The 24782-nt window shown below is 35.8% G+C and carries 21 protein-coding genes; 2 read left to right on the top strand and 19 right to left on the bottom strand.

Annotation, left to right across the window (positions count from 1 at the left end):
* Position 1: 1 nt before the first annotated feature.
* The 4 genes from OPR21_RS06595 to OPR21_RS06580 all read right to left on the bottom strand — a co-directional run bounded on the left by OPR21_RS06595 (position 2) and on the right by OPR21_RS06580 (position 8930).
* A complete protein-coding gene (locus OPR21_RS06595; RefSeq protein ID WP_265029865.1) occupies positions 2-367 on the bottom strand; it encodes a hypothetical protein in 366 nt (121 codons plus the stop codon).
* Between the two features lie 57 nt (positions 368-424).
* Entirely contained in the window at positions 425-7684 is a 7260-nt protein-coding gene (locus OPR21_RS06590; RefSeq protein ID WP_265029864.1) for a SpvB/TcaC N-terminal domain-containing protein, read from the bottom strand.
* A gap of 100 nt (positions 7685-7784) precedes the next feature.
* Complete coding sequence (locus OPR21_RS06585) at positions 7785-8702, bottom strand: patatin-like phospholipase family protein (RefSeq protein ID WP_265029863.1); 918 nt, start codon at positions 8700-8702, stop codon at positions 7785-7787.
* Between the two features lie 9 nt (positions 8703-8711).
* The gene (locus OPR21_RS06580) at positions 8712-8930 is read right to left on the bottom strand and encodes a hypothetical protein (protein ID WP_012673232.1); all 219 of its coding nucleotides are present in this window, start codon (positions 8928-8930) and stop codon (positions 8712-8714) included.
* A gap of 124 nt (positions 8931-9054) precedes the next feature.
* Between OPR21_RS06580 and OPR21_RS06575 the strand changes: the two genes are divergently transcribed.
* Positions 9055-9591, top strand: coding sequence for an ankyrin repeat domain-containing protein (locus OPR21_RS06575; protein WP_007549904.1), 537 nt, complete (start codon positions 9055-9057; stop codon positions 9589-9591).
* On the opposite strand, the gene OPR21_RS06570 is transcribed toward OPR21_RS06575, so the two are convergent.
* On the bottom strand, positions 9557-10537 hold the full coding sequence (locus OPR21_RS06570) for a phage late control D family protein (protein WP_265029862.1): 981 nt from the start codon (positions 10535-10537) through the stop codon (positions 9557-9559). The two genes, OPR21_RS06575 and OPR21_RS06570, sit on opposite strands and share 35 nt — an antisense overlap.
* A 308-nt stretch (positions 10538-10845) precedes the next feature.
* On the opposite strand from OPR21_RS06570, the gene OPR21_RS06565 reads away from it, so the two are divergent.
* Positions 10846-11811, top strand: a complete 966-nt coding sequence (locus OPR21_RS06565; protein ID WP_265029861.1) for an IS110 family RNA-guided transposase — start codon at positions 10846-10848, stop codon at positions 11809-11811.
* On the opposite strand, the gene OPR21_RS08610 is transcribed toward OPR21_RS06565, so the two are convergent.
* The 14 genes from OPR21_RS08610 to OPR21_RS06495 all read right to left on the bottom strand — a co-directional run bounded on the left by OPR21_RS08610 (position 11752) and on the right by OPR21_RS06495 (position 24778).
* Positions 11752-11988, bottom strand: coding sequence for a tail protein X (locus tag OPR21_RS08610; RefSeq protein ID WP_406829252.1), 237 nt, complete (start codon positions 11986-11988; stop codon positions 11752-11754). The genes OPR21_RS06565 and OPR21_RS08610 overlap by 60 nt on opposite strands.
* A gap of 10 nt (positions 11989-11998) precedes the next feature.
* Positions 11999-12424 (bottom strand): phage tail protein, encoded by a 426-nt coding sequence (locus OPR21_RS06555; RefSeq protein WP_264687705.1) that lies wholly within the window; start codon positions 12422-12424, stop codon positions 11999-12001.
* 3 nt (positions 12425-12427) lie between these two features.
* Entirely contained in the window at positions 12428-14599 is a 2172-nt protein-coding gene (locus OPR21_RS06550) for a phage tail tape measure protein (protein ID WP_265029860.1), read from the bottom strand.
* Positions 14600-14711: 112 nt separating this feature from the next.
* Positions 14712-14963, bottom strand: a complete 252-nt coding sequence (locus OPR21_RS06545; RefSeq protein WP_174516917.1) for a phage tail assembly protein — start codon at positions 14961-14963, stop codon at positions 14712-14714.
* Positions 14964-14979: 16 nt separating this feature from the next.
* The gene (locus OPR21_RS06540; RefSeq protein ID WP_265029859.1) at positions 14980-15483 is read right to left on the bottom strand and encodes a phage major tail tube protein; all 504 of its coding nucleotides are present in this window, start codon (positions 15481-15483) and stop codon (positions 14980-14982) included.
* 21 nt (positions 15484-15504) lie between these two features.
* Entirely contained in the window at positions 15505-16662 is a 1158-nt protein-coding gene (locus tag OPR21_RS06535; RefSeq protein WP_264376307.1) for a phage tail sheath subtilisin-like domain-containing protein, read from the bottom strand.
* Positions 16655-17215, bottom strand: coding sequence for a hypothetical protein (locus OPR21_RS06530; protein WP_012673237.1), 561 nt, complete (start codon positions 17213-17215; stop codon positions 16655-16657). Before OPR21_RS06530 ends, OPR21_RS06535 begins: the two co-directional genes overlap by 8 nt.
* A 14-nt stretch (positions 17216-17229) precedes the next feature.
* A complete protein-coding gene (locus OPR21_RS06525) occupies positions 17230-18681 on the bottom strand; it encodes an SF-assemblin family protein (protein ID WP_265029858.1) in 1452 nt (483 codons plus the stop codon).
* Positions 18668-18871: a hypothetical protein gene (locus OPR21_RS06520; RefSeq protein ID WP_264687101.1), complete on the bottom strand. Its 204-nt coding sequence runs from the start codon at positions 18869-18871 to the stop codon at positions 18668-18670. Before OPR21_RS06520 ends, OPR21_RS06525 begins: the two co-directional genes overlap by 14 nt.
* Positions 18872-18878: 7 nt before the next feature.
* Complete coding sequence (locus OPR21_RS06515; protein ID WP_265029857.1) at positions 18879-20075, bottom strand: hypothetical protein; 1197 nt, start codon at positions 20073-20075, stop codon at positions 18879-18881.
* Between the two features lie 20 nt (positions 20076-20095).
* A complete protein-coding gene (locus OPR21_RS06510) occupies positions 20096-22036 on the bottom strand; it encodes a DUF4815 domain-containing protein (RefSeq protein ID WP_265029856.1) in 1941 nt (646 codons plus the stop codon).
* Positions 22037-22052: 16 nt separating this feature from the next.
* Positions 22053-22736 (bottom strand): hypothetical protein, encoded by a 684-nt coding sequence (locus OPR21_RS06505; RefSeq protein WP_265029855.1) that lies wholly within the window; start codon positions 22734-22736, stop codon positions 22053-22055.
* Positions 22737-22756: 20 nt separating this feature from the next.
* Complete coding sequence (locus OPR21_RS06500; RefSeq protein ID WP_265029854.1) at positions 22757-23974, bottom strand: phage tail protein; 1218 nt, start codon at positions 23972-23974, stop codon at positions 22757-22759.
* 6 nt (positions 23975-23980) lie between these two features.
* Complete coding sequence (locus OPR21_RS06495) at positions 23981-24778, bottom strand: baseplate assembly protein (protein WP_015588499.1); 798 nt, start codon at positions 24776-24778, stop codon at positions 23981-23983.
* Between the last annotated feature and the right edge of the window lie 4 nt (positions 24779-24782).

The raw sequence follows: 24782 nt of genomic DNA, 5'->3' as shown, positions 1-24782 counted from the left end.
ATTATTCCCCTTGTAAACTATGTATAATTGCGTCGCACTTCTCTGCAGTATCATGATCAATATTGCAAACTCGTAGTGCTCGGTAATGTGGTTCGGTCATTTCTCTGGCATTTTCTATATACCGAGAGACGAATTCCCTTCTTGCTAAGGCCTTATGGTAAATATCCTTAGCTTCTTGCTCTGTAATTACGTCTTTTACCCTTTCAATAAAGACATCCTCACATAAATCTGTTATCTTAAATGCTGAGTCATGTAAATACTCGTCATTTTCGTTTTTAAAGCTGAGTAATTTCTCAGTTATTTCAACGTTTTCAATTCCCATCTTTTCTAGGCGAAGTTGAGAATCATTTGCTGTATTTTTATTCATTGTAATTTCCCCTTTGGTTGTAAGAATTCTTATATTTTTGAGGTTATTCAGGTCTATTTATGCACCAGGAGCTCTTTTTTGCTTTTTATTAGAACTACTAGCTTGATTATCGTTAGCAGGTCTTTTCCGTTCATTATTTGTTATAGCTATTTCTTGCGTGCGTTGAATCAATTCACTCATGAGATTTTTATATACTGGCTTCAGTCTATGTTTATTAATAATATCTTGATTTCCACTACTCCTGCCAGAATTATTAAGCGTTACCGGGATAGTTACACCTAGTTCTATCTCTAGATTTAAAGCTAATCTGCTGATCTCTAATGGAATGGCATTATTCCTAACGTCACGTAGTATATCGTGAAAAGCAGATAAATAATCCTGTTTAGCCCAGAAAAGCAAATGGTGATCCTTTTCATCCATACTAGGAATAGGGTATGACTCTATTTTTTCAATCAATCCAGTCAAATAATTTGAAATCATCTGATTGCTAAGCTGTTCGCGCCAATTTTCTACTGCAAAATCATACTGGTATCGATCAACAGCATCATCTAGGCTTCCTTGCTGGTTTAATTGAGTTGGAATTAATTCAGTTTTTCCAAACTGGGCTTTTACTATCATTCCTAGACTTTTTTTTGTATGATCTACTCCTCTACCTATCAATCGACCAGTAGCTTTTTCAGAGATGCCAAATCCTACAGTGTGAGCTGCCTGCTTACCACTTGAACGGTAAGCATTTCTGTCCTGATAATTAGCAGCTCTTTGAAACGGGTGTGGATCACTCCGACTATCCCGTAAGAGATCCTGACTAGTGAGATCTATATTATTACTTATGTTTAAACCTTGAGTTAATGCTATTGCACTAAAAAAATCAACAACACGATTGTAGGCATGATCTCTAGCTTGTGTGTAAATCGGTAATTTATCCTGAATTATTCCTTTGCGGCGTGCCATTCCCCCATCATCAACACTATTAACTGGATTTCCCCCAACAAACAGATAAAGATTCAACCCATCGACAGTCCCAGCAGGATCAGGATTTATCCACCTTAGGAGCAAAGGAGCGTAGTAACGTGCACCGTAGTAGTAAAGACCCGTGCTCTCATCTCTTTCCTTTCCTGAATATCTATATTCTTTTTCAGTTACTTCACGAGCTGTTTTTCCTGCAATAAGGGCTGTACCACCAAATGGCAGATATTCCTCATAACTCATGATTTCAGCATTATCATTTAATTCTAAGGCAACTGAATCTAAATGATTACTTAGCTGATAACGACTTTGACTTTCTCTGGTCTCGTCAGAAGTCCCTTTAGTCCAATAATGATGGAGAGCTACTCTACTTTTATCGTCCATTACATGGACAGTATACTTTTCTTTACTTAAACCACTCTCTTGATAAGTTCTCGTAACTTCAATATCGCCAAAGTAGATTTTTTCTACTCGAGTAGAACTTGTCTCGTTGTTCTGATAAGTCTCGGTAACTTTTCTGACTCTTTGTCCACCACTATCATACACATAATATTCACTATCATTTTTACCACTTGGCCTTGTTATAATATCAACATACGCTATGTTATCTCGGTAATTCCAATGCAAATTTTGTGAACCATGAAGCTTAAGTAAATTACCTCTTTCATCATGACTCTCATCTATATTGCTTTCATTGACAGATCTTCTATCTATTATTGGCAAACTTCTATTGGACTTATTTGAGATGTAAAACTCTTTAGTAGAATGATTTCCCCCGTTATGCCTAATTTTCGTAATGTTACTTCCATAATCAAAGTCATAATATTCCGTGTAATTGCTAATCACATTTTGGTTGTTTAGATGCGGAATCGGTGTAATAATTTCTTCCTTTCCACTAAGCGCTGGATGTTCCTTTCCTGTTGCCTCAATCAACCGATAAAGCGAATCATAATGATAATCGGACTTAGTATCTATACTTTTGTTATTTGGAAAAATTGTCTTATAAGACTCATCATTCATGCAAGTAATGTTTCCTATTGGATCATATGTATAATTAATACTTTGTAATTTCTTTTGTCCTTTAACGCTTTCAAGTTTGGTTAATCTAAATGTTTTCGAGTCATAGCTGTAACTAGTAACAACTCCGTTGCCATAGGTAATCGATGTACGTTGACCTTTAGAATTATAGCTGATGTCTGAAACATAGGTTTTTATGTTTTCTCCTTGCTTCTTAAGGTTAATTTGTTTTACTCTTCCAGCTATATCATAAATTGGAATATGAGTATTATTTTGCGAATCTGTCTTTTCAATTATTTCCCCAATTGCATTATATTTTATGCTTGAATTAAACACTTCCAGCTCAAGATCTGCATGCACTGTAACAATACTTTCAACGCTTTTCCAATCTGCTTCTTGCTTATAGTTTTTTCTTAAAAGAAAACTACTTTTTAATGTCTGACTTTTAAAATCATTTTCTTCGACTCTTGTAAGTCCTGCTTGGTCATAATGAGCAATCAGCGTTCCATAGCGATTGGTAGCTTTATCTTGAATATCTTCAGAATAAAAGAATCTTTCGACAACATTACCATTTAAATTTAGATCCTGATCAGTAACTTTTACTCTTACTGGCCGTTGCAATTTATCATATTCTGTGTAAGTAAGCGACCCTTTGCCATCCCAATTATACACTGCACTTCCAGCAACATTTGCTAAATTCCAGGTCTCTCCAGCATCAACACTGATACTTTTCAAGAGTCCTGCCATAGAGTAAACATGACGAAAGTTTTTTACTCTCTCATTTTCTGATTTGCCTTTATTTTGTTCATAAAACCTTGGGTCTATACTTTCCAGTTCATTTCCTTGAATATCAAGTTTGACGTAGGATTTTAATTCTAAATTGCTTTGTCTATCCTTACTTAAAACCTCTATCTGCAAAAACTTTCTTCCTAAACTGTCTAAATGTTCTATGGTTGGCGTATTATAATGCTTTTCTGTTTTATCAAGCGCATCTTTTTCATCCCTTAGAGTTACTTTCTCTGCTGTGCTTGCTCCATTCCACCTTTCGGTAAATTCTTTGTAATACTTTGAATCTTTTACCGTATCGTTAAGATCAAAATTTTTAGTACTCCACGAATCAAATTCTACTTTGCTGAAAAACCCTTTTGCCGTATCAATACGAATATTCCTCAGCAGAGGATCATAATAAAGAGTGTCAGATACTCCTTGATTACGCACACTCTCTTCGAGGTCATAAAAAGGTGAATTACTATAAAAAGGTTCATACTTTTTTACCTCCGTACCTTTATTGTTATATACAACTCTCCCTGATGCTAGCCACTTTTCACTCTCAGAATCAGTGAGCATTCTAGTCTCAAGGTTTCTACCAAAGCCATCAATGTGAGTTACAATTTGCCTTATTCTTGTAAAACTTCCTTCTGAAACATGAGTTTCTCTCTGCAGATTAATCACATGCACAGGTTGGCCATTTTTTCTCCAAGCATCTAAGTCATAATAAAAGAAACTGGTTGCATTCTGTAAGTAGTACTCAGGACCATTTGCTCTATCTGCCAAGCCTAAAACATCTTCAAAATTTGGATTTTTTCTGACTTGATATTCGAGTAGTGGTTTATCACCTTTCTTTTCCCCTTTTTCACTGCCATAAAGAGATGTGGCAACTACCACCCCAAGTGGATTTAATATAACTTCTGAAACATTATCATTGTGATCAGTTAGTTTTACTGGCGTTAAACGTTGATAATCATATTCTACAGTAGTTTCATAATTTGAGCTTTCAGTTGCCTTTACTATCGTCTTTATTGGCAGTAAATTATACTGATCATAAATAACTGCAGTTTCGCTACCGAAAACATCAATTACTTTTTCAGGTAAATAGTATTTATCACTACCATAATAGTATTGTGTCGGACTTGGTACCCACCAAAAGTCAGAAGTTTTTTTATAGCCAAGATCTTTTAGCATTTGATCAGACGCGATTTTTCCGGCAAATACTTCTTTTACTTGGCTATCTGAAAATGCCATAGCTTCGGTGTGGTGAAGAAGCGCTTGCTGCGTTACAGAGCCAAGTGGTAAAGTCGCATTCTGCACTTCATTCCAGTAATAATTGTGATTTTTACTTAAGAGTCTTGCTTGTGGTCTTGTATGACTTAGATTTTCTTCAAACTTGATAATATTTTGTAAAGAGTTCGTTACTTGGGTTTTTAGGTCACTAATATTAGTATAGCCATTTGCAGGCATTCCTAATCCACCAATCTCAAAAGCCTGTGATTTATAGAGAGCTCCAAGTAAGTAAAACCCTTCTGTGTTGTTAACGTAGAAATTATGTTCTAAAGTAGCATGCAGCTTTTGCTGCTCTGAATAATTATTTTGCTGATTTCGACGCGAATAAGTAATACTTGCTGATTTAATAACATTACCATATTCATCAACTTCTAAAACAAAGTCCTGCTGAATACGTGGATCACAGCAGTTTCTTTCATAGTGATAAGTGATAGTTTCTTGTAAATTAACGAAGAAAATTCCGTATTTGAATATTTTGTGAGAACTGTTTGTACTAAGCAATTTTACACAAGCACTGGACTCTGTTACCGAATATGGATGCTGATAAAGATCAGGATTTTCATCCAAACCATATACTTCTTGTCTTAACATTTGCCCTTGAATAGCACGGTATGCTTGTCTTTTATCCTCTATTGAGATGATATTTTCATCAAACACTTGCGGTGTTATTTTTAACGCTTCTCTATCTCCTTGGTAAAATTCTTTTCTGTAGCTCTCAACTAAATCTCCTGCCTTTTTATAAGCTCCAGTGTGATACCAGGTTTTGGTATAAATAGGAGCAACATAATGCCCTCTTTCAGCTTGGTCAGTAGTAGAAAAATCTTCTGTATCCCAGGTTTCGACAAAACCAAATCCGCGAAATTCTTTTTCAGTGTAATCATAAAATCCATGATGATAGCGATATTTATTGGTAAGTTTGCTTCCTACTATATTGTCTATGGTCTCTATTTTTTCAATTACTTGTACTGGAAACGGCAGACTTGTTACCCACGGGCGGTTTTCTTTTCTATCCTCTAAATAAAACTTAGTAGAAGCTGCGTAATGAAGACGGGTAATGTTACCCATATTATTATCTATTTGCTTCAGTAAGTGCGGTTTTACTCCATTGTAAAAATCATAGTATAAATGTTGTAACTTTAAGTTTTGATCAAGATAACTAATAAGCAAACAATTGGTACCATTCCCTAGAATGTCAGCAAACTCAATTCGACCAATATGATTGTAATCTACCGGTAATTTCAAAGTTACTGGTTTACTGAAAGAATTACCGCTGTTGTTATAGTAGATATCTAAGCTATTGTGATTTGCATAAACTAAATCTGTAGTACCAGAACCATCAATATCAGCAAAGTAAAGTCTTTTCGCATTGAATCCATCCCTAAAATATGGAGCGTTCTTAAATGTAACTTTCTCGCCAAATTTACCATAACCAAGATTTGGCCAACATTCTACTTTACCATTTTCTATTTTAACTAGATGGCTCTTACCATCACCAAACATATCAGCGAAGCGTACTAAAGTACTCTCTGAACTGGCACGTTGATTTGGCAAGTCTTTTGGCGCTTTACTGTAAATAGCTTTTTTGTAACCTTTTTTTCCCTTTGATGGATATACTCTGACGCTTTCTCCTTCAAATACTACGATATCAGTTCTTCCATCTCCTGTGACGTCTATCATCTCTTGAATTTCGCTGCTCAAGTTGATTACTTGTGATTCAAGAGGCTTAAATTCACTCCATTTACTATTACTATCAAAATCATGGTAACCCTGAAAACCACTTTCATTTACATAAAGCTGTAACTCACCGTTACCTTCTAAGCTCGTTAGTGAATAAGTAGTTTTACGAAGCAGCGATGGAAAACGCTCCAGTAGTTTAGCTTGAGCAAACTCTCCATCACCATTTGGTCTGAAATAAAGGATTGTGTTGCCATCATTATATAATATTCCTTCAATACCTTCTTGATATAGATCTACCGATTGAAATCTTCGGTCATTTAGGTACCCAGCAAACCCTTGAATTTTTACCGGTTTAAAAGAGTTTTTATTATTTGAATTATAAAGGTCTAAAAAATTTCCTTTTTCTTTTATGACAAGAGTTTTTTCACTGTCTTTGATTTTCCAATTTGAGTTTTCTTCAGAGATTTCTGCATTTTGTTCTGAAAAGGCAAAATCTTGTTCTTTTAGAATCTGTAGAAGCTCTTTAGACGGTTTACTGCCATCGCTCAGTGTTACCGATGAAACTGTTGAAATGTAAGTAGAATCATCACTGGTATGAGAAAAAACTAAAATTGGCGTAGTCTTAGTAAATCTTTTGCCTTCTCTCTCATAATAGCCAACTTGTTTTACCGCTCTTAAGTAGGTAATCGTTGGTCTCTCGTCGTAATCAAAATATGTGCCATTTACTAATATTGGCTCTGCATCAAAACGGTGATAAATTCTTATCGCCCGGCATAAGAGTTCAGTTCTTACTGCAAATCCTGTAATGTGCGAAGTAAATGGATCCGGGCGGATGATAGCTTTTCTCTCTTCGTTGTACTTTTTATCTATCGGGCTGGTAAAATCGTTTTCGCCATAATCAAACAGAACTTCAAAATGGTTGTACTTTAATTCTTTATTATGTCCATAAGTAATGCGATCAATTACTCTGCCGCTACCTTGTTCTACTTTGCTGGAGCGGTAATAGTAGGATATTTTATTTCCATATACATCACTTAATTCCTCAAGTAACCATTCTGCTATGCGTCTATTACTCTTTGGATCATAAATTTGTGCTTGTTCATTCTTACCATAAATAGCAATGCTGCCATCTTTACTAGTAACTTGCCAATAAACTCTATTATCATTTTTACTTATCAAACGCTCTATTTTGGCAAATAATCCTTCAACACGCGGCTTATAATAAGTAATGTCATATTCGCTATTACTTGTTTGATTAATCGCAACCAAGTCATCTGCTCCTGTAAGTACGAAAATATCTTCATCATCATAAGTTGGAATTTTTTTTGATGTTTTTCTGATAATACTTGCTATTGAAACATTAAACCCTACACCAAATACTCCATTACCACCACCAGAGCTATAATCAACACTTAAAGAAGGCGAAAAATTACGGCACGTTGGAAGTGGAATTGGTATTGAGAAGGACCCAGTACCAGTGAACGAATTAGCTTCAAAAGCTTCACTGATTCCTTTTATCGCTCCTCCACCTTTTGGTAGTTCAAGCTTTTTGGCCTCAATAGTAGACTTTTGTGAAGTATCTTTGTTATGTTCCATTTGATTTGATTGCGTGAAAACGCGCTTTTATGTTATATATATACAAGATTGGTAAAAAAAACGTCCAAATTATTTTTATCAAAAAAGTCTTGCCTTAAACTTATATTATTTTGATAGCACAAAAATCATTAATTACTCGTTGATGACTTTCTATTATTGCCTTTGCCTCTTGCTGCAAACATTTAATATTTTTAGACGTTATATTATCCATCTCAAATGATGCTACTTTGAGTTGTGATTGTATTCGTATATATTTATCACCCATTACTTGCTCTAGTTGATAATCAACGCAATCCAGTCCAGAGGCAAACATCACATTCAGTAGTGGCTTGACCCACCCTATTTTTCCAAATCTCCTCGAGTTAGCATACTTTATACTTCTATCTGTTCCACCAGTGCCTATTGATAGCAGTATAATCTCATCATTTGGAAATAACCTTTTACCACTTGCATATGCACAAGCCGCTGGATTATTGGCAAACACTCCGCCATCTATCAACACTCTCTCTGTTTGGCTAATTTTCAGACGTTTTGGTGTGAAGTACGTTGGAGCAGCTGTTGTAGCTCTGAGTGCATCTTTCAACTTAATGTTTTTTTCTTTCCAACTTTTGAAGAAAAATTCACAACTATTGTGAATGTCATAACTAGTGAGCAGTAGATTACTCGCAACATCGGCCATAGTGCTTTCGCCGAAGTATTTGTTGAGAATAAATTCCATATTTTTATATGAGTACTGAGAACCACTCAGCCAAGAAGCAATTGATTTTCTCCAAAGTGATGCTTGAAAGATATATGGTCCATACTCTTGGTAAAGTTCAACCAAATCATTGGCAGAGTATTGAAGTTTATTGCTTTTACAAAGTCCAGCAACAACAATTCCACCGGTTGAGGTTCCTGCCATTAAGTCAAAGATCTGGGAAATTGGCTTTTTTGTCCTAGATTCAATTTCTGCTAGAATAATGGCAGGAATGATTCCTCTAATTCCTCCTCCATCTACAGATAAAATGTACTTTGTCATTTGTTATAGTTATTTTTGTCTCTGCTCAAGCTCGTTAACTTCTTCAGCAAGGTTTTTGACCCTTTCTTCAAGACGATAGATGATTTCTGTAGTCCTTTGATTTTGCTCTATAAATTTATCATGCATATGAACTCTTAAGTCGAGCTTAGCTAGCCACCAGATCAATGCTATTGTTTGTATCACCATAGTAGCAATTACTGCTACAGGGATCTTTCCTGTGTTTGTCATCTTTTTTAAAGGAAAAGTTGTATATATACATATACAAGATTCATCAAAAATACGTCCAAAAAATCTTTTCTAAAATAAAGTTAATTAGTTGCACTAAACAAGCGATGTAAATAATATAATCAACATGAAATCTAGCCTTTTTTGGAAATTGTTAACAAGTTCAATAATACCAATAATATGCGTTATTGTTCTGTATCAGCACTTTAGTACAGACCAATTATCAAAAGATGTGCCAATAAAAAGTAAGGCAAGTGGCAATGATCTGGAAACATTATCTACTGCAGCTGAAAAATGTAATTTAGATACTGTAAGATCCTTAATAAAAAATGTAGTAGATATCAATGCTACTCATCATTTTGGTGCAACATCATTACACTATGCTACAAGTGGAGGCTGTTTAGAAGTTGTAAAATTTCTAATTGAAGAAGGCATTGATGTAAATACTACTGATGCTTTTAGCTGGACGGCTCTGCACTATGCTGCACGAAAAGGACATCTGGAAATTGCTAAATTTCTACTGAAAAATGGAGCAAATCCTTCTGCTAAAAACAAAGATAAAAAAACTCCTTTAGATCTTGCTGTAGAGGAATTAAACAATAATAAAGAAGATATCTATGAAGAAATTATCAATTTACTTTCCAACTATCAATTATTCCCGTAACAATAGTACGATAGCCAAGGTTATCAATTACATGCTCAGCCCTATTTATTATCCATTTACCATAAACTCCTTTGCGAAATCCAGAAAGATTAATCTTTGCTTCAGCAAATAATTCAGGATTTCCTGGCATTGTGACATTGAGTGTTGCTGCATTACTCATCAGCTGATTCAACTTCGCAGATGCTGCACTTTGTGCCAAATCACTACTTGCATAAATATCTCGCAAAATATAGCTTGGTTCTTGATCACCTACTTTTTCCGTTATTGTCTCTGCTTTTTCATAATCATACCAGTAAGCAATAACCGAGCCATATTGATTACGCTCATTAAATTTTACTTTCCAATTTGTAATATCTCTAGGTGTTAAAGTAATAGTGCTTAAAGTTTTTCCGGTAACTGATTTTGCTTTTCCTTTTGAAACAAACAGTAAATATCCTCCTGCAGGTTTTGCTATTGCTCCATAAATTTGAGCAAGCCTGGTTAAAAAATGCATATCGCTCTCTGCAGTTTGATCAATATATGATATCATGATATTTACAAACTCTGCAGCAACTTTAGCTTGATAGCCATGTTTGCTTGCGATTTTTTTCACCAAATCATTCAAAGTAATTTGATGCCACTCATTAAACACTTGTTCCTTTAATGACTCTTTTAGATCCGCTGCATGACTTTTAATCTTTAGTGCTTGTGGTGGACCTTGTATCGTAATTTCATTTACTATGTAATCTCCCATCGGCATAATGCCAGTTTCCTTATATCCAAGCAAAATATTCAGCTTTGCTCCAGTTCTAGGAATCTCAAATAATGAATCACGGTCATCAAGATGAATTACAGCAGTATCACTTATTACTCCAGCTTCATCAGTAATATGCATTGATACTAACCGACTTTTTATCAACTCAGTGATGGAAATGCCTTCTACTGAAATACTAAAGTCTGGTGTCATTTTAATCCCATAGTTTTATTACTTGCTTTTGTATCGTTCTTTGAATGACAGGCAATTTAATAATTAAGCCTGCAGGAAGAAGTTCATACTCTTATATGTTAAAAACAAGTCTTTATAAATGTCACGAAATAGCAGTATAAAGACACGGAGAGAGGAGGAACCGTCCATACTCTTGGTCATAAGGACCGTCTTGCAGCAAGGTTCTCCTCTCTGGTGTATTATACTGAAAGTTCCGAACAACTGGTTGAGCTTTTAGGCTCGTATATAAGGGTGGAAAATGCAGTATACACATTATTTATGGAGGAATTATGAATTTATCAAATATTATTACTGGAATTGATATTAGCAAAAATAAACTAGACATCCACATTCATCCACTTGGACATCATAAAGTATTTGAAAATAACGTTCAAGCTATTGATCAAATGCTCGACTTTTTGCGTTTACATAACGTAACCAAAGTTGGACTTGAAGCAACTGGTGGGTACGAAAAATTATGTGCTTATACTTTATTAAGCCATGGTTTTGAAGTATATGTCATTCAACCAAGATGGGTGAGAGACTATGCAAAAAGCCTTGGTATTGCTACTAAAACTGATAAAATAGACTGTAGCATCATCTCACGTTATGTTAGTAATACAGACATGCGTGTCACTCCTTTAAAAGTTAGTAGTATTGACTGTTTGAAGCAAAAATTATCTCGCAGGAATCAACTAGTAGAAATAGCAAAAATACAAAAAACCCAAGCTCATCAAGTAACCGATTTATCTATAATCAAACAAATGGAAGAGCTACTTGCAGTTTTACAAAATCAAATTCAAGTTTTAGAAGATGAGGTAATGGAATTAGTCGATAAAAATCAAGAGCTTAAAAAAAAGTATATATCAATAACTAGTATACCTGGTGTAGGTGCAATAACAGCTATTACTTTTATTTGTTATCTACCCGAGCTTGGAACTCTCCAACATAAAGAAATATCCAGCCTTTCCGGAGTTGCACCTTTTAATCGAGATAGTGGTTTTAGTAAGGGAAAAAGGTGTATTCAGGGTGGTAGATCACAAATTAGAAAGGTTTTACATATGTGCATTCTTAGTGCGCAAAGGTACAATTCTTATATAAAAATCTTCTTTGATAGGCTATACAATCAATATAAAAAACCATATAAAGTTGCCTCTACTGCTGCAATGAGAAAATTACTTATCCTTGCTAACTCTTTAGTAAGAGACGGTAGACTGTTTACTGAGGGGTATAGCCCTAAAACTGCTTCTATATAGTAATAGCATAGCTGTGAATAAGTACGCCCACACAAATTTTAAGTACTTATTCACAGCTACATCAATTTTTCTATTGACTTTTAACACAACTGCTGCAAGTCCAGGATTAGCTCTTAACACAATCTCAACTGCTCCTGAGCTGAATCCATAGTAGTTCCAGCAGATTAAATCTAACATATCATTTTCCTTAGTTTTGTAACACATCATCATCAAGTTGTATATCATCAACGAGATTATTTAGTGATCCGTCTGACAACGCGTTATCATAGTGCTTCAAACTTAAGTGAAACTCAGTCTTTTTTGGTTCACCATTTGGAAAAAAATATTTCTGCGTTTCTTCTATTTTTACGATAACAAAATGGCCTAAAATGTTACCTTGGCCATCAATGAGTAAAAAAGGCTTCGATGAATTTCTCATATTATTTATTTGCTTCAATCCTCCCGAAAAATGCGAATAGATTACTCCCGCAAGCTCAATAACATCCTCTCCAGGACCAATACTTTGAAGCAATGGCTTTTCTCCAATACGCTCAAGTGCAGGCCAGCGATATTCACTCCTCCGTGTAAAGCCTCGCTCAGTTAATGAAAATCTATATGGACCAAGAGATAGCATAATTTAATTTATATCGTAAAGCGCACCACTAAATTGTTCTCTAATTCGCTCCATTACTTCATCAGCAATACTACGTACGTCTTGTCCAGAGCTTGGGTGAATATTAATATTAAAGTGATTATTGTGTGTTTTATTCTCTATAGTCTTATTATGCTCTGCAATTGGGTGTTTAAGAGAATCGCTTATAACATTATTTACAGACCTAACTTCTAGTCTAGCCTCATTTTTTTTGCTCCATAGATTATTGATTGTTTTAAAAGGCTGAGTAATATTATTCCAAAACTTTCCTACCCAATCAGAAAAAGATTTCCATACAATTTTCACTGATTCCCAGATAGTAACAAAAAAATTCTTTACCACTTGCCATTTGGTAATTATCAAAGTTGCAGCAATAACAAGACCTCCGATAATTAGCCCAATAGGGTTACTCATTAGAGCAATTGTCAGTGCTTTAAATCCAGCAATTACCGCTGGAAAAACTGCAGAAAGACCTATTTTTACCAAAGTAATAACAGATGCAAACACTCTCCAAGTAGATAAAAGAGCGAATAAAGAACCTTTTACGAAAGTCCAAGCATATCCAAGAGATATAGCTGTTATTTTTATGCTAATCAATGTTGCAATTGTACTTATGACCACTGTAGTCAGTACTGGATATTCCTTGGCACAAAGTGCTACTTGTGTAGTTGCTGACTTTAGAAGATTAACAGTAAAATTTAAAGGTGGTAATAGTACAGAACCAAGATTCATTCCTACTTCTGCTATTGAATTCTTAAGTAGCTGAAGATTATTTGCTGTAGTATTTGCTCTATTTTCAAACTCCCTTTGCATTGAGCCCTTATATTCTCCGTTTATTAATCGTAAAGATTTTTTGTATTCATCAAGACTACCAATAAGTAGTGCTATATCATCTTGATATTCAAGGCCAAAGAGATCAAAGAGAACGCTAGAACGTTCTTGTTTACCTAGTTTTGCAATCGTTTCTAAAAACTTAACTAATGTACCTTGTGCATTCTTACCAATTGCTTTTTCAAATTCATTAGCATTTATTTTTAGCATTTGAAAAGCTTTTTGAAAATTGCCACCTTGTTTGCTTGCAGTTTGCAGCTTGCTGAGCATTGCATTAATTGCCGTACCTGCTTTTTCAGGGGCCTTGCCAAGACTAATAAAGCTACTTGCTAAAGCTCCCGCTTCTACTGCAGTTAAGCCAAATTGCCTTGCTGTACCACCGATTCTGTTTAATGCAGGAACAATGTCTTTAGCTTTTGCTGCAGTGTTATCAGAGATATGGTTTATTGCATCACCAATACCTTTCATTTCACCAATTTCAATTTGATAAATATTAGAAAGTTTAGCAATAGCGTCTCCTGCTTCTTCTGCTGACATATCAAATGCAGTTGCCATTTTGGCCACAGTGTCTGTAAAAGTCGTAAGATCTTTAGCTTTAATACCAAGTTGACCACCACTTGCAGTAATTTGCGCAAGTTCTGCCGCAGATAGCGGAATTGTACGCGACATTTCCTTTAATGTTTCCCCAAGTTTTGTTAAGCCATTTACATCTGTATCTTCAAACTTTACAACTTTCTTTACATCAGCCATGGCACTCTCAAAACTAATTGCAGCCTTAAGTGGTGCTGCAAGGGTGAGGCCAAGTGCCACAGCATCCATCATTTGAGCTTTGAAATTTGCTCTTTGTGCTAAAACTCCTTTACGTTTTTGCATTACGGAATTTAAAGCTGTATAGTTATTTTTAAGCTTTTCAATAGAGGAGCCAAGTTTAGCTTGATCTCCAACAAGAGATTTTATATCTCTACCACTTTTATTGAACTCCGTGCGTAGTAGGTGGAGAGCACTTCTTTTTTGTAAATAAGCTGTTTTAGCTTTCAGTGCTGCAGCTTTAGATCTTGTAAATTCATTTTGTAGTCTCTTACTTGGTGCTTCTGTGTTTTTTATCTGTTTAGCCAGAGATTTTGTCTTTATTTCTAGCTCATTCCAAGAGCGCCGAGCAAGCAGAGCATCGTGGCTAAGCTCTTTAAACTTGGATACTGATTTACTTGATGATTCAAGTTGTTTTATCGTACTACCAATACGGAAAAGTTGCTTCGTGCTACCTGCTATCGTACTATTAAAACTGCTTTGCAGTGTTGCTCCAATTACTATAGAAATTGCCTTCATTTGTATAATTTTCCGCTACTTTCAAACCAAGTAATAAATTCTTCAATATCCATATCAAGCCACTGATTGATTCCACCACCAACCATTGAGCTAAGTGACAATATGCTCAGCCTCAACTCTTCTGCTGAGACAAAAAACCTTGTAACACTTCTTGAATCTTACTGTAGTCTGCCAAATCAAGTTCTTCTACTGCTTCTCTTGAAATACTTGCAAGATTTGCAATCAGTGCTACTTCTTTCTCTGCATCGCTATTACCCATACGTTCAACAGCTAAACGATCTCGAACTTTTGGGCGACGTAGAGTTATCTCTGAAACTAAAATTCCATCGATTTTTATTGGTTCAGTTAATTTAATTTTTTCCATTGTTTTACCCTTTTAGTTAAATTCCTAAGGCTGTACGCATAGAAGTCATTTGATCAACACCATCGATCTTGCGAATCATATTCTCAGCATCAATTTCAATCAATTCTCTGCCATCAATAGTAAGCTTATAATAGTTGGCAGCTACAGTGCATTTTAGTGTTGCTTTTTCAGCAGGTTTCCAGCTACCAAAATCAAGTTCTTTAAAGAGCCCTCTTAAGTTAACTACTACAGATTCAGCTTCACTATTACTTCCTTGTAATCCTCCACGTAAAGTAAGAGAGACTGCATTATTGTCTATTAATCCAAAAAGTCTAAAGAGCTCAGAGTCATACTCAGCAAAAGTGAGCTCTGCTTCAAGTTTTTCCATTCCCATATCAATATTTATTGGAATATCCATACCACCAGCACGGTACTCCTCTGTTTTTATGGTAAGCTTTGGTAGCGTTATTTCATCTATTTTCCCTGCATAACCTCTACCATCAACGAATACGTTAAAATTCTTTAAAATCTTCGGTAACATTTTTTCCTCTTTTTTCCCTTTTTACAATATTGTACCACTCACGAGGTGTGACCTAAAAGTAATCTGCTCAGCTGGATATGGTGGTGTAAACTCAAAGTCAAAATACACTTTTCCGCTCGCAATATTTGTTGGTGTATTGAGTTCGGGTGTTGCATAACATTTTCCGCTGATAATAGCTCCTTGGGCTTTTAAATTGGCCAAATAAGAATTCACCCCCTCGATCACATCATCTATGTAAGTTTTGGTGATATTGCGATCAACTGCCCAAAGGTGTGCACGCAGAAGACTATCATTAATTAAATCAGCTGTTCTTTTTACTGATAAAAATGTCCATTTCGAATCGTTTGAACATGTTCTATTTCCCCAAAGCCTATAGCCATTTTGATGAATTATCGTCGTTACTTCATTTTCATTTAAATAATTTGCTCGAGAGCTTCTATCGCCAAGTGTAAAATCAATAGGCCTGCTTGTTCCAACAATACCATTTATCTCTTTATTTGAAGGCGAGTGCCAGAATCCTTGTTCGCTATCTACTTTCGCTATTAAACCAGCTACAAATGGGCTAGACGGCAAAATTTCTTCTTTTCCTTCAATAAACACCTTAACCCATGGGTCAACAACGTAAACTCTTGAGCTACCTACACTTTTTCTCCATTTTATGGCTTCTTCATCATTGGTATTTGGTCCATCTGCAACTATTATTGCCCTTAGCTTTTCTGCTACTCCTATCAAAGCTGCTACTACTGGGTTTTTAGGATTTTCAGATTCAGGCAATTGATGAGTAAACTGAGGTGCAATTAGTATTCTTGGGGCAACATGTATTATGCTTTCACTGCTGAGGAATGCTTGAATTCCCTGATATTTTCCAGTCTCTTCATCAACTCCACCAATTATATTTTGAATAGCTTCACTTTCTTCAACTCGAATAACTACTACTGTTGCACCAATTTGGGAAAATATCCCGTTTATTGCAGAAGGTAGTGTTCCACTTTTCCCAAGCTTTGCTGCTTCCTTTAAGCTTCCTGCTATTAATACTGGACTATTGAGTGGAAATTTTTGCTCATCAGCTTCAGGGGCAGTACCAATTACACCTATCACTGATGATTTAGCTGTACGTACTGTCTTTGCTCCTGAGGTTACCTCAATAACATTTACTCCATGTAAAAATTCTTCAGCCATTTCTTTGCATCTTTTGTTTAAAATTGTTTAGTAAGTCCTCTAGCTCTTCTTCACTTTTGGCTTCTTCAATCTTTCTCTTGGCTAAATCTTCAAGCTCTTCACATTTAATTATTGCTTTTACTGCTTTTTCTGCCTTCTCTTCTATTATTTTTGCCATCTCCACTACTGAAATCCCTCTCACTCTTGCCAGTGGCTCTATAATTGCTGCATCCTTCTCATCTATAGATTCTTGTGTTGTTAAAATGTTCTCCGCGGTTTTTGCTTGAATCTCGTACGACTTAGCCTTTTGATGAGAGTGCCCTGAGAATCTACTAGTAAAGTTATTAAAATGAGTACGAATATTGTCAAATGCACAGAGCTTCGCATTATCCAGTAACTCCTTTTGTATATCTTCTTTAGTACGCTGAGCAATTTCTCCTCCTTCCGTTAGACAATAACTCTTTTGCCATTCAAAATTTTCTGGCGCTTCATACCAATCATTTCCAGCTGGTTTGCTTTTAAGCGTCGTTGTTTCTACTTGTTTGTTATGTTCAAATCTAATATAAATTGGCATTGGTTTTCTCCGTTTTAATTCCAGATTTTGTGGGTGGCATCTAATCCTGGGCATTGCCAAGCCCTGAGAGTCCTTTCCACATCTACTTCAAGTCCTGTAGTCAGAAAATTGCTACGTATGTTATAAATCCCCCACTGAATAAATTGACCATAGTTGTGTACATAATTTGATGCAAGCATACCTTGACTAACTTGTGTTCTGGAATACAGATAAGATGATGTGTAAAGTAATATTGCAACTGTTTTTCCTGCTGGAATTTCTACATTGCCAGATCCGGCTAACTTGCTATCAGAACTCGTGTATTGGTAAACATTTTTCCATACTATTTTTGAAATACTTGATTTATTAGAATTAGTGTTATCAGGAGTTCCCACAAATAATCCTGCTCCCCCATACTCCGTACTAGAATAAGATGATCCAACAAATTCCATTGTCTTATTTATGTTCACATTGGTTGTATTTTTTACAAATACTACTCCAAGTGCAGCATATGGGTAATAGTATATCTCATCATAACTACCCGAAAAACTTTTTGTGCATAACTCTCCGTAAATAAATGTTCCTTTATTTCCCTCTATAAAATAGAGTTGTCTTGGCCGATAAAAACTAACGTAATCTGTATCGTATGTATGGCTACCTGCTAGTAATTGCAACATACAGTCGGTTTTTGTTATATCACTACTCCACTTTCCAAGCTCTGTTGTAAAAGTTCCGTGGCCAAAGTAATTATTTTTTCTTCCAAGTACACCAAATAAGAAAGGTAATGACCCTGGTTCAACCATATTACGCTTTCTTATTTCATTTATAAGAGACGCTTTTAACTGTTCATCCCGAGTTTTTACCTCATTTATCAGGGATGTTTTTAATTGGTTATCACGAGTTTCTATTTCCCTAATAATTGATGAGCCAGATGGTACATTATTAACAGCACGAAAATCTTCTACTAAACCTTTAAGACCATCTTTATGACTGTTACTAATGCTATTTATTGCTGCAATATTGGCATTCTTTCTCGTATCAAGTAGCGATAAATTTGTTGTCCCTTTTTCATCAATTCTCTTTAATAACTGCTTCTCTGATTCAGAGATCACTGCTAAAGAACTAGCTTTTTTATTATCCAGATCAGTTAAGTGTTTTTTTGCACTATCAAGAAGTTCTTTTAGCTTACCATCTGTCATCTGCACAATTTCAGAAACCGCACTTTTGTCGATTATTGATTCCAGTGCTTTAGCAAGATATGCTAATTGATCTGGTGTACTATTTGCTGCTAAATCCTTAAGCCTTTCTTGTAGTGCATCAATTATTTCTTTTACTTTAGTCATTTGCGCAATATCAGAAATAGCTTTTTTACCTATCATCGATTCCAATGATTTAGCAAGGTACGCTAATTGATCAGGTGTACTATTTGCTGCTAAATCTTTAATTCTTTGATGCAATGCATCTATGGCTTCGTTAGCAATGGTCATTCCAAAAATTCAAAAAAGTCTCAAAATTCAGTCGTTCAAATGCTTTTTTAAGCTGATTGTGCTCATTTTCTCTTTTAGCGATATCTTCATCTATTTTCTTAATTGTGGTACGGATACGAACAACATCTTCTACTGCAATATTTTCTGGATGTGGCAATGGATATCCTCGTTTGGTTTGATCAAAAGTCATTTAAATTTTATGTTACTATTACTCTGAGATTTTTGACTTTAGGACGATAAACAACCGTTCCACTTAAAACTAATTTTACTCTAGTCTCATTAGCATTAAAATTTGATAGCACATGAGTTCTCTCCACCCAATTTTCCCCTATTGGTTTTCCTGATGTTAAATTGACTAATTGCCATTCTCCCATGTTTTTCTCTACATAAGTTTTAATGTCTGCAGTGCCAGGTATCAGCGCATCATAGGTAATTGTTATCTTAGTGTTAGAACCTGCTGTAATGCTTCTTGTAACATAATCTCCGAACTCTGAAAGATTACCCATAACTAGCTGTAACCCAGGATAGAGAACAGGACTTTTTTCTCGCCCTCCTTTTAGGCTTGCTTTTACCGTTAGCTCTCCAGATAATCTTTCACGCAATGCAAGTGGCAAATTATCAGACAAAAAGTTTTCTCTTCCCTCTTCATCTGTTAAGATAAATTCTACATTGGTATCAAATGCTACTTTTTCGACGTTCGTCAAAACAATTAAATCTGATACGTTATTTGCAGTAACCTTGCCAAGATCAATAATGTGAGAAACTTCGCTAAATTTTGCAGCCAAAAGCCGAAACGTTAAATCTAAGTTCTGATGTGGAGTCCAAGTACTTGCGTTGCTAGATGAGAGTAATACTCCTACTTGATATGGCTGACTCGTTACCCAACGGCTATTTACTGCATCATATTTGCCAAGTTCTGCTATTTTTACTGCAGTACCCTGATCATCAGTAAGCAGTACTATTGCATACTCTCGTCCTGCATGGCAAAACACTGGTGACCAAGTAATACGTGTTGCTGTGCCATCCACCTTTATATCTCTTGGCTCAATATAACTTTCAGCAATGACAGTCTGCGAGGGCATTCCCACTGCTGTTTCTCTAATCTGCACAACAACACGTTTTTTGCCTTTATTTACAAACCATAGTTCCACGCCTCCTATGTGCCTACTTTCATTTAGAGTAAATGTTTGCGCTAAAGGATCAACTCTTCTTGCCGCGATAACTCTTCTTCTTTCCTCTATGGTAATTGTTTTTTTACCAGTATAAGTTGCTTCTCCATAACTGCCTTTATCACCGAAGAACTGCACTAACTTAGTTCCAGCAGGAATGTTTCTTGGTACAGTAAATCTTCCTTTTATTTTTCCTCTGTTATCAGCAATAAATGTTGCGATCATGTTTTTCTTTCAAATATTTTCTATGCTTGAGGTTGAATAAAAATTCCATCAAACTTTAATTCCTTAAGCTTTTCATCTGGTTCAAAACCTTCGATCTCAAAATTCTGTATTGCTTCTCTCATAAATTCAGTTTCGTATGAAGTACTTGACAGCAGCTCTGTCGTTTCTTTAACATTAAATACTCTTGTTACTGGACTTTTCCAATTCGTGGTAACCTCTGTCCAGTGGTCAATGTTTTTATTTAGAGTAATTTGTGCCGGTACTGGATCAAAAGCTTGGTATGGATTGATCTTTTCTCCTTTAGTCTGTAAAAGCTGCTCCAGTACCGGTTCAAGTTCATACGGCAAAAGATATCTTTCCCCACCTTTTTCAATATCTGCAACTTCTACATCTATTGGCAGAACTAGCTCTCTATTTACTATTGCTGCAGACTGCGAAATTCCTTGATCACGCATATCATCGTCAAAAAACGAATCAACAAATACTCCTTTTTTCGTTGTAGGTTCTCTTGAATTTGCATCATTGCGTAGACGTTCCTCTGCAACCAGCGCATAAAGATCATTTATTCCTTTTTTCATTGCTTCAAGCTCATTCATCGGTACAGCATGAATAGCATTATTCACTATTTTCACCTTTTCCCCGTTTTTCCACGTCTGATGAATGTAGCAGAGCAAAAGTTGTCCAGAGGGCGCTTTAGGCATCGATGGTCGCCAAGAATGGGAAATTCCTTTTATTCTCCTTACCACCCCTTTGCTATCGATAGTAATTAAATCAAAGCGGGGCATTTTCCAGGTATAATCAATCAAAACCAAGCTGTTATCAACTGCTCCTTTTACTTTGCATCCCTCTTCACTTATATCTTCAGGACTTACATGAGTGCGACAGCGATAGGTTATCAGGTAACTACTTCCAGGTGCTGGTTCTTTGCCGGGTAATGACCAATCAACGTTTCCTGCGTTTAACTTATAGTCTATACTATTTTCATAAATAACATTGCCTTGTTTAATTTGAATAATCTCAAGTACCGCAGAGTCAGGTATTGGATCAACAGCTCCTGAGTATGAACCGTGAGTAATGGTAATAGTTTTTTGAACAGTTATATCTACTTTTTTGATTTCACTTATTGGAAAATCATTAACTTTAAGTTCCATTACTCTTTGGCTATTTGGCTGAAAAGTATGTGGTTCTGATTCAACTGATTTTATATCTGGATCTTCATCAAAAGAAACACGAATACTGTGAGGAAGTTCAATCTCATAACCATCAACATGAGCTTTACCCTCATTAATCACAAATATTTCTTTTTTACCTTTTTTTACCCCTTCTTCTCCCTTTTCTTCTTTGTGGAGGAACATCACTTCAAGGCCATTTACAACGTAGGAACCATTGGCTTCTTTGTCATAACGAGCAAGCGCAGTAGTTACTATATTTGCTTGTGGTGGCGGTGAATGTTCTATCAATACTCCATTTTCAATATTGTAAATTGGGTAAAATTCGCCATTTGTAGAGTTAACAGTAACACTTTCTACTTGGTATCCCCAAATGGTGGAAACTTTAAGCCTTGCAGCTCCTACTTCCTGATAGTTTCTTGTACCAACAGCAGGATCACGAAGATTTTCGTCCTCAAGTTCTGTAATGGTAGATTCTAGGTAATAAATACCTATACGCACTGTGGTACTCAGTGGAATAACAAACTCTTTTGCCTCTACTTTTCTCACCGCTCCACGCAGATAGATTTTTCCTCCCTCAAGTGTAACTTTTTCCCCATCTATAATACAATTGCTTCCTGTTATAACATCACCATCACGAAATATTGCATCACCTATGCCTTTAAGCTTAGAGAGAGCATACTCCTGAGTCTCGTTTAATTCTGCTGATTGTAGACCTCTTCCTGCCAGGAACAAACTTTTTTCGTATTCTTTGTCAGGATTAAAGCGGTTATAATAGGTGTTTAAAGTCATTTAATGCTAGAAAAATTCAAAAAGTTACAACAAATGAAAAAGTTTCCCTGGTTGCTGCAGTTCTGATAAGTGGTACGGTGTGTTCCAAAATCAATAAAATCCCATGTTCTTCTATATCTTGAGGTTCAAAATATCTCTGTCCTTCAGGTAATTCTTCTTTTATTTTAGTACCAACCATAACCCCTAGCTCTCTGATTACTTGATTTGCTGCATCCGTGAAATCGAAAGTAAATTTGAGATAGAGATTATTAGTTGGTACATTTGAGGGCCTAAACCTTCCAGATGGAGTTATAAGTTCGCCATTTTCATCACCTGTGCAGAATAGCACTTCATCTGCAGTACGTCTGCCAAGTTCATTGAGCAGTTTTTCAGAAGTTATCAGCTCTGGTGGTGTGCTTTCACTATACTCTACAGTAACTTTATCACTTACTGGAATAGAGCTATTTTCCGTAAGTTTTATTACACCAGTACTGCCATTAACTGTATAGTCAATACTTGGCTGATAAGTTGTTTGCCCTGTAAAAACCTTCACATCTTTAATAGTGTGGTGATCTAGAGCTATTTCATCCTCAACAAAAACTTTTTCGACTTTATGACTACTTTCCCAATTGGCATCACCACTGCCCCAAGCAAGATGGATAGATTGCTCTTTTATGCTCGCAGCAATAGCTGCTCTGCCTGATTGTGTGAGTACTGACATAGTTGATTGTGCAGTTGATATTATGTATATACAAGATCCGTAGAAAAAACGTCCAATTTTTTTGCAATAATAGGATCAAAATCTTTCCAAGGGCGATTTAAGTGGCGATGTTCATGCCAAGTAACCATACCTGAATAGAATGCTGCTACGTAATTTTCTAGCTCATGAATGGGATCTTTCTGTTTTGAATCTGAATCATTTTGACAATCAACATGATATTCCACTAAATTAGACTCTATTATTTTTTGATCAGTAAAATTCTTCGCTTCATAGTAATAAGTTATACTAAATCGCTCTAAAATTGGTGTACGTTGAAAATTCCAAATCTGCTCAGAAAGTTTATCTTCACTTAAGTGAAATGTATGCTCTATTTCTTCATAAGTAGTCGATGCAAAACAAGCATTTATATCCCCTAAATTCCAACTATCTGACAATACTATTAATGCTTTAGCAAACTTAATTTCTGGCAATAAACTCTGTGGTAGAGGATATAGTGCTTCTAAGTTGTACCACTCATGATTTCTTTCATATGTACCGTTGTAATTCTTCGTGTGAGGCTCTGTCTCTCCTAATGTTGCAACATCTAACCTATATAAATCATTACTGTAACTTCTATCATAATGTGATCTAAAAGTGCCAAATTTAAATCTTGGATTTCCTATTTTCAGCTCAAATGAGTTTTTTCTTCCAAACGATAATACTGGTCCTTCTTTTGCTATTTTTACACCTGAGTAGTCTGAAAGAAGATCTCCAAAAATACTTTCATCTAACATAAATCGCTGAGCATTGTAATAGTCATTGAATATTCGCATTAATCGAGATCTTGCCGGTGCAGAAAGTTTTGCCAGAGCAATTACACTATCGACAAAAAAGTCATTAGGAACATCAGAGATGCCAATTTGAAATTCAGCAAAATGCTCTCCTGGTGGTTCTTCTTGAATGGTAATATTATCAATGTTTGCCCACTTCAGCGCCATCTTCAGTGACTGTGGTGTACCGCGCAAACGTTGAAATCTTATTCCGTTTTGCTTAGCTGAGACCCATTCTTTTAATGCACTCTTAGTAGCTTTCTTACCCCAGGATAAAATTTCTCCCAAGCCGTATTCCGCTACTAGCCACGGCAACATTTCAGTCTGTGGGTTAAATTTAAATCCCCGTAGAGAATTTGCATCAAAAGAATAATTAATTATGTCTGTAAGTATTTGCTCTTGCTTTGAAGCATTTGGAGGAAGTATCACCAATTTTTACCTAACACTTAAATCACTTAAAGCAACGCATTCATTATTTTGTACAATTATGTCTTCTATTGGCTCTGTAAGCTCTATATTTTGTATACCTTCTGTAAAAAGATGAGCAATAATCCAGGACCTGGTTACATTCCACCCTAAACCTTTAGTAGACTCAAGACCTTTGATAAATTGTTCCTTTGCAGCTTCGATAACATCTTTTGATGCAGTAGGGTAAATATGCACTTTAGCATGAATAGTAATGGGAATAATACCACAGCCAATAACTGTAAGCGTATCTGTTAATACACGAATATCATCGCGAATAACGTGATTTCTGACGATCTCTAGCAATTCTTCTGAAGGTACTCCACCATTTTCTGTGGAAAGTATTGAAATCTGTACACTTCCTGGTATAGGTGATACCACTTGCGCATCTTTTACTCTCGTGTCAGCAGATAATGCATGATAGCGATAATGCTCTTTACTCCCTGCTGTTGACCAACCAACAATTTTGGCTTTTACCCGCTTCCTTAAGGATTCATCATTCTCTGACTCCTTTCTCAGCACACCATAAAATTCAGCCAAGTGATCAAGGTCATTACCTCTTGCAAAAGCAAGTAAATTTGCCTGTGCTGCATCATTAATCCTTTGCCTAAGCAAAAGTTCACGCCAGGCTGCTACTTCCAGTATCTTTATTGCTGGATCACTCTCAGTTAGTGCAGAAAAACTTGCATTCCGACGCACTAACTCTTCTTTCATTCGCGAAAAGATTTCCTCAAATTTTAATGTTTCGACAATATTTGGTGTTTTCATCCTA

The organism is Wolbachia endosymbiont (group A) of Philonthus cognatus, from assembly GCF_947251755.1.
GTDB lineage: Bacteria > Pseudomonadota > Alphaproteobacteria > Rickettsiales > Anaplasmataceae > Wolbachia > Wolbachia pipientis.
Note: the sequence above shows the minus strand (reverse complement) of the source record. Positions and strands in the feature narration are given on the sequence as shown.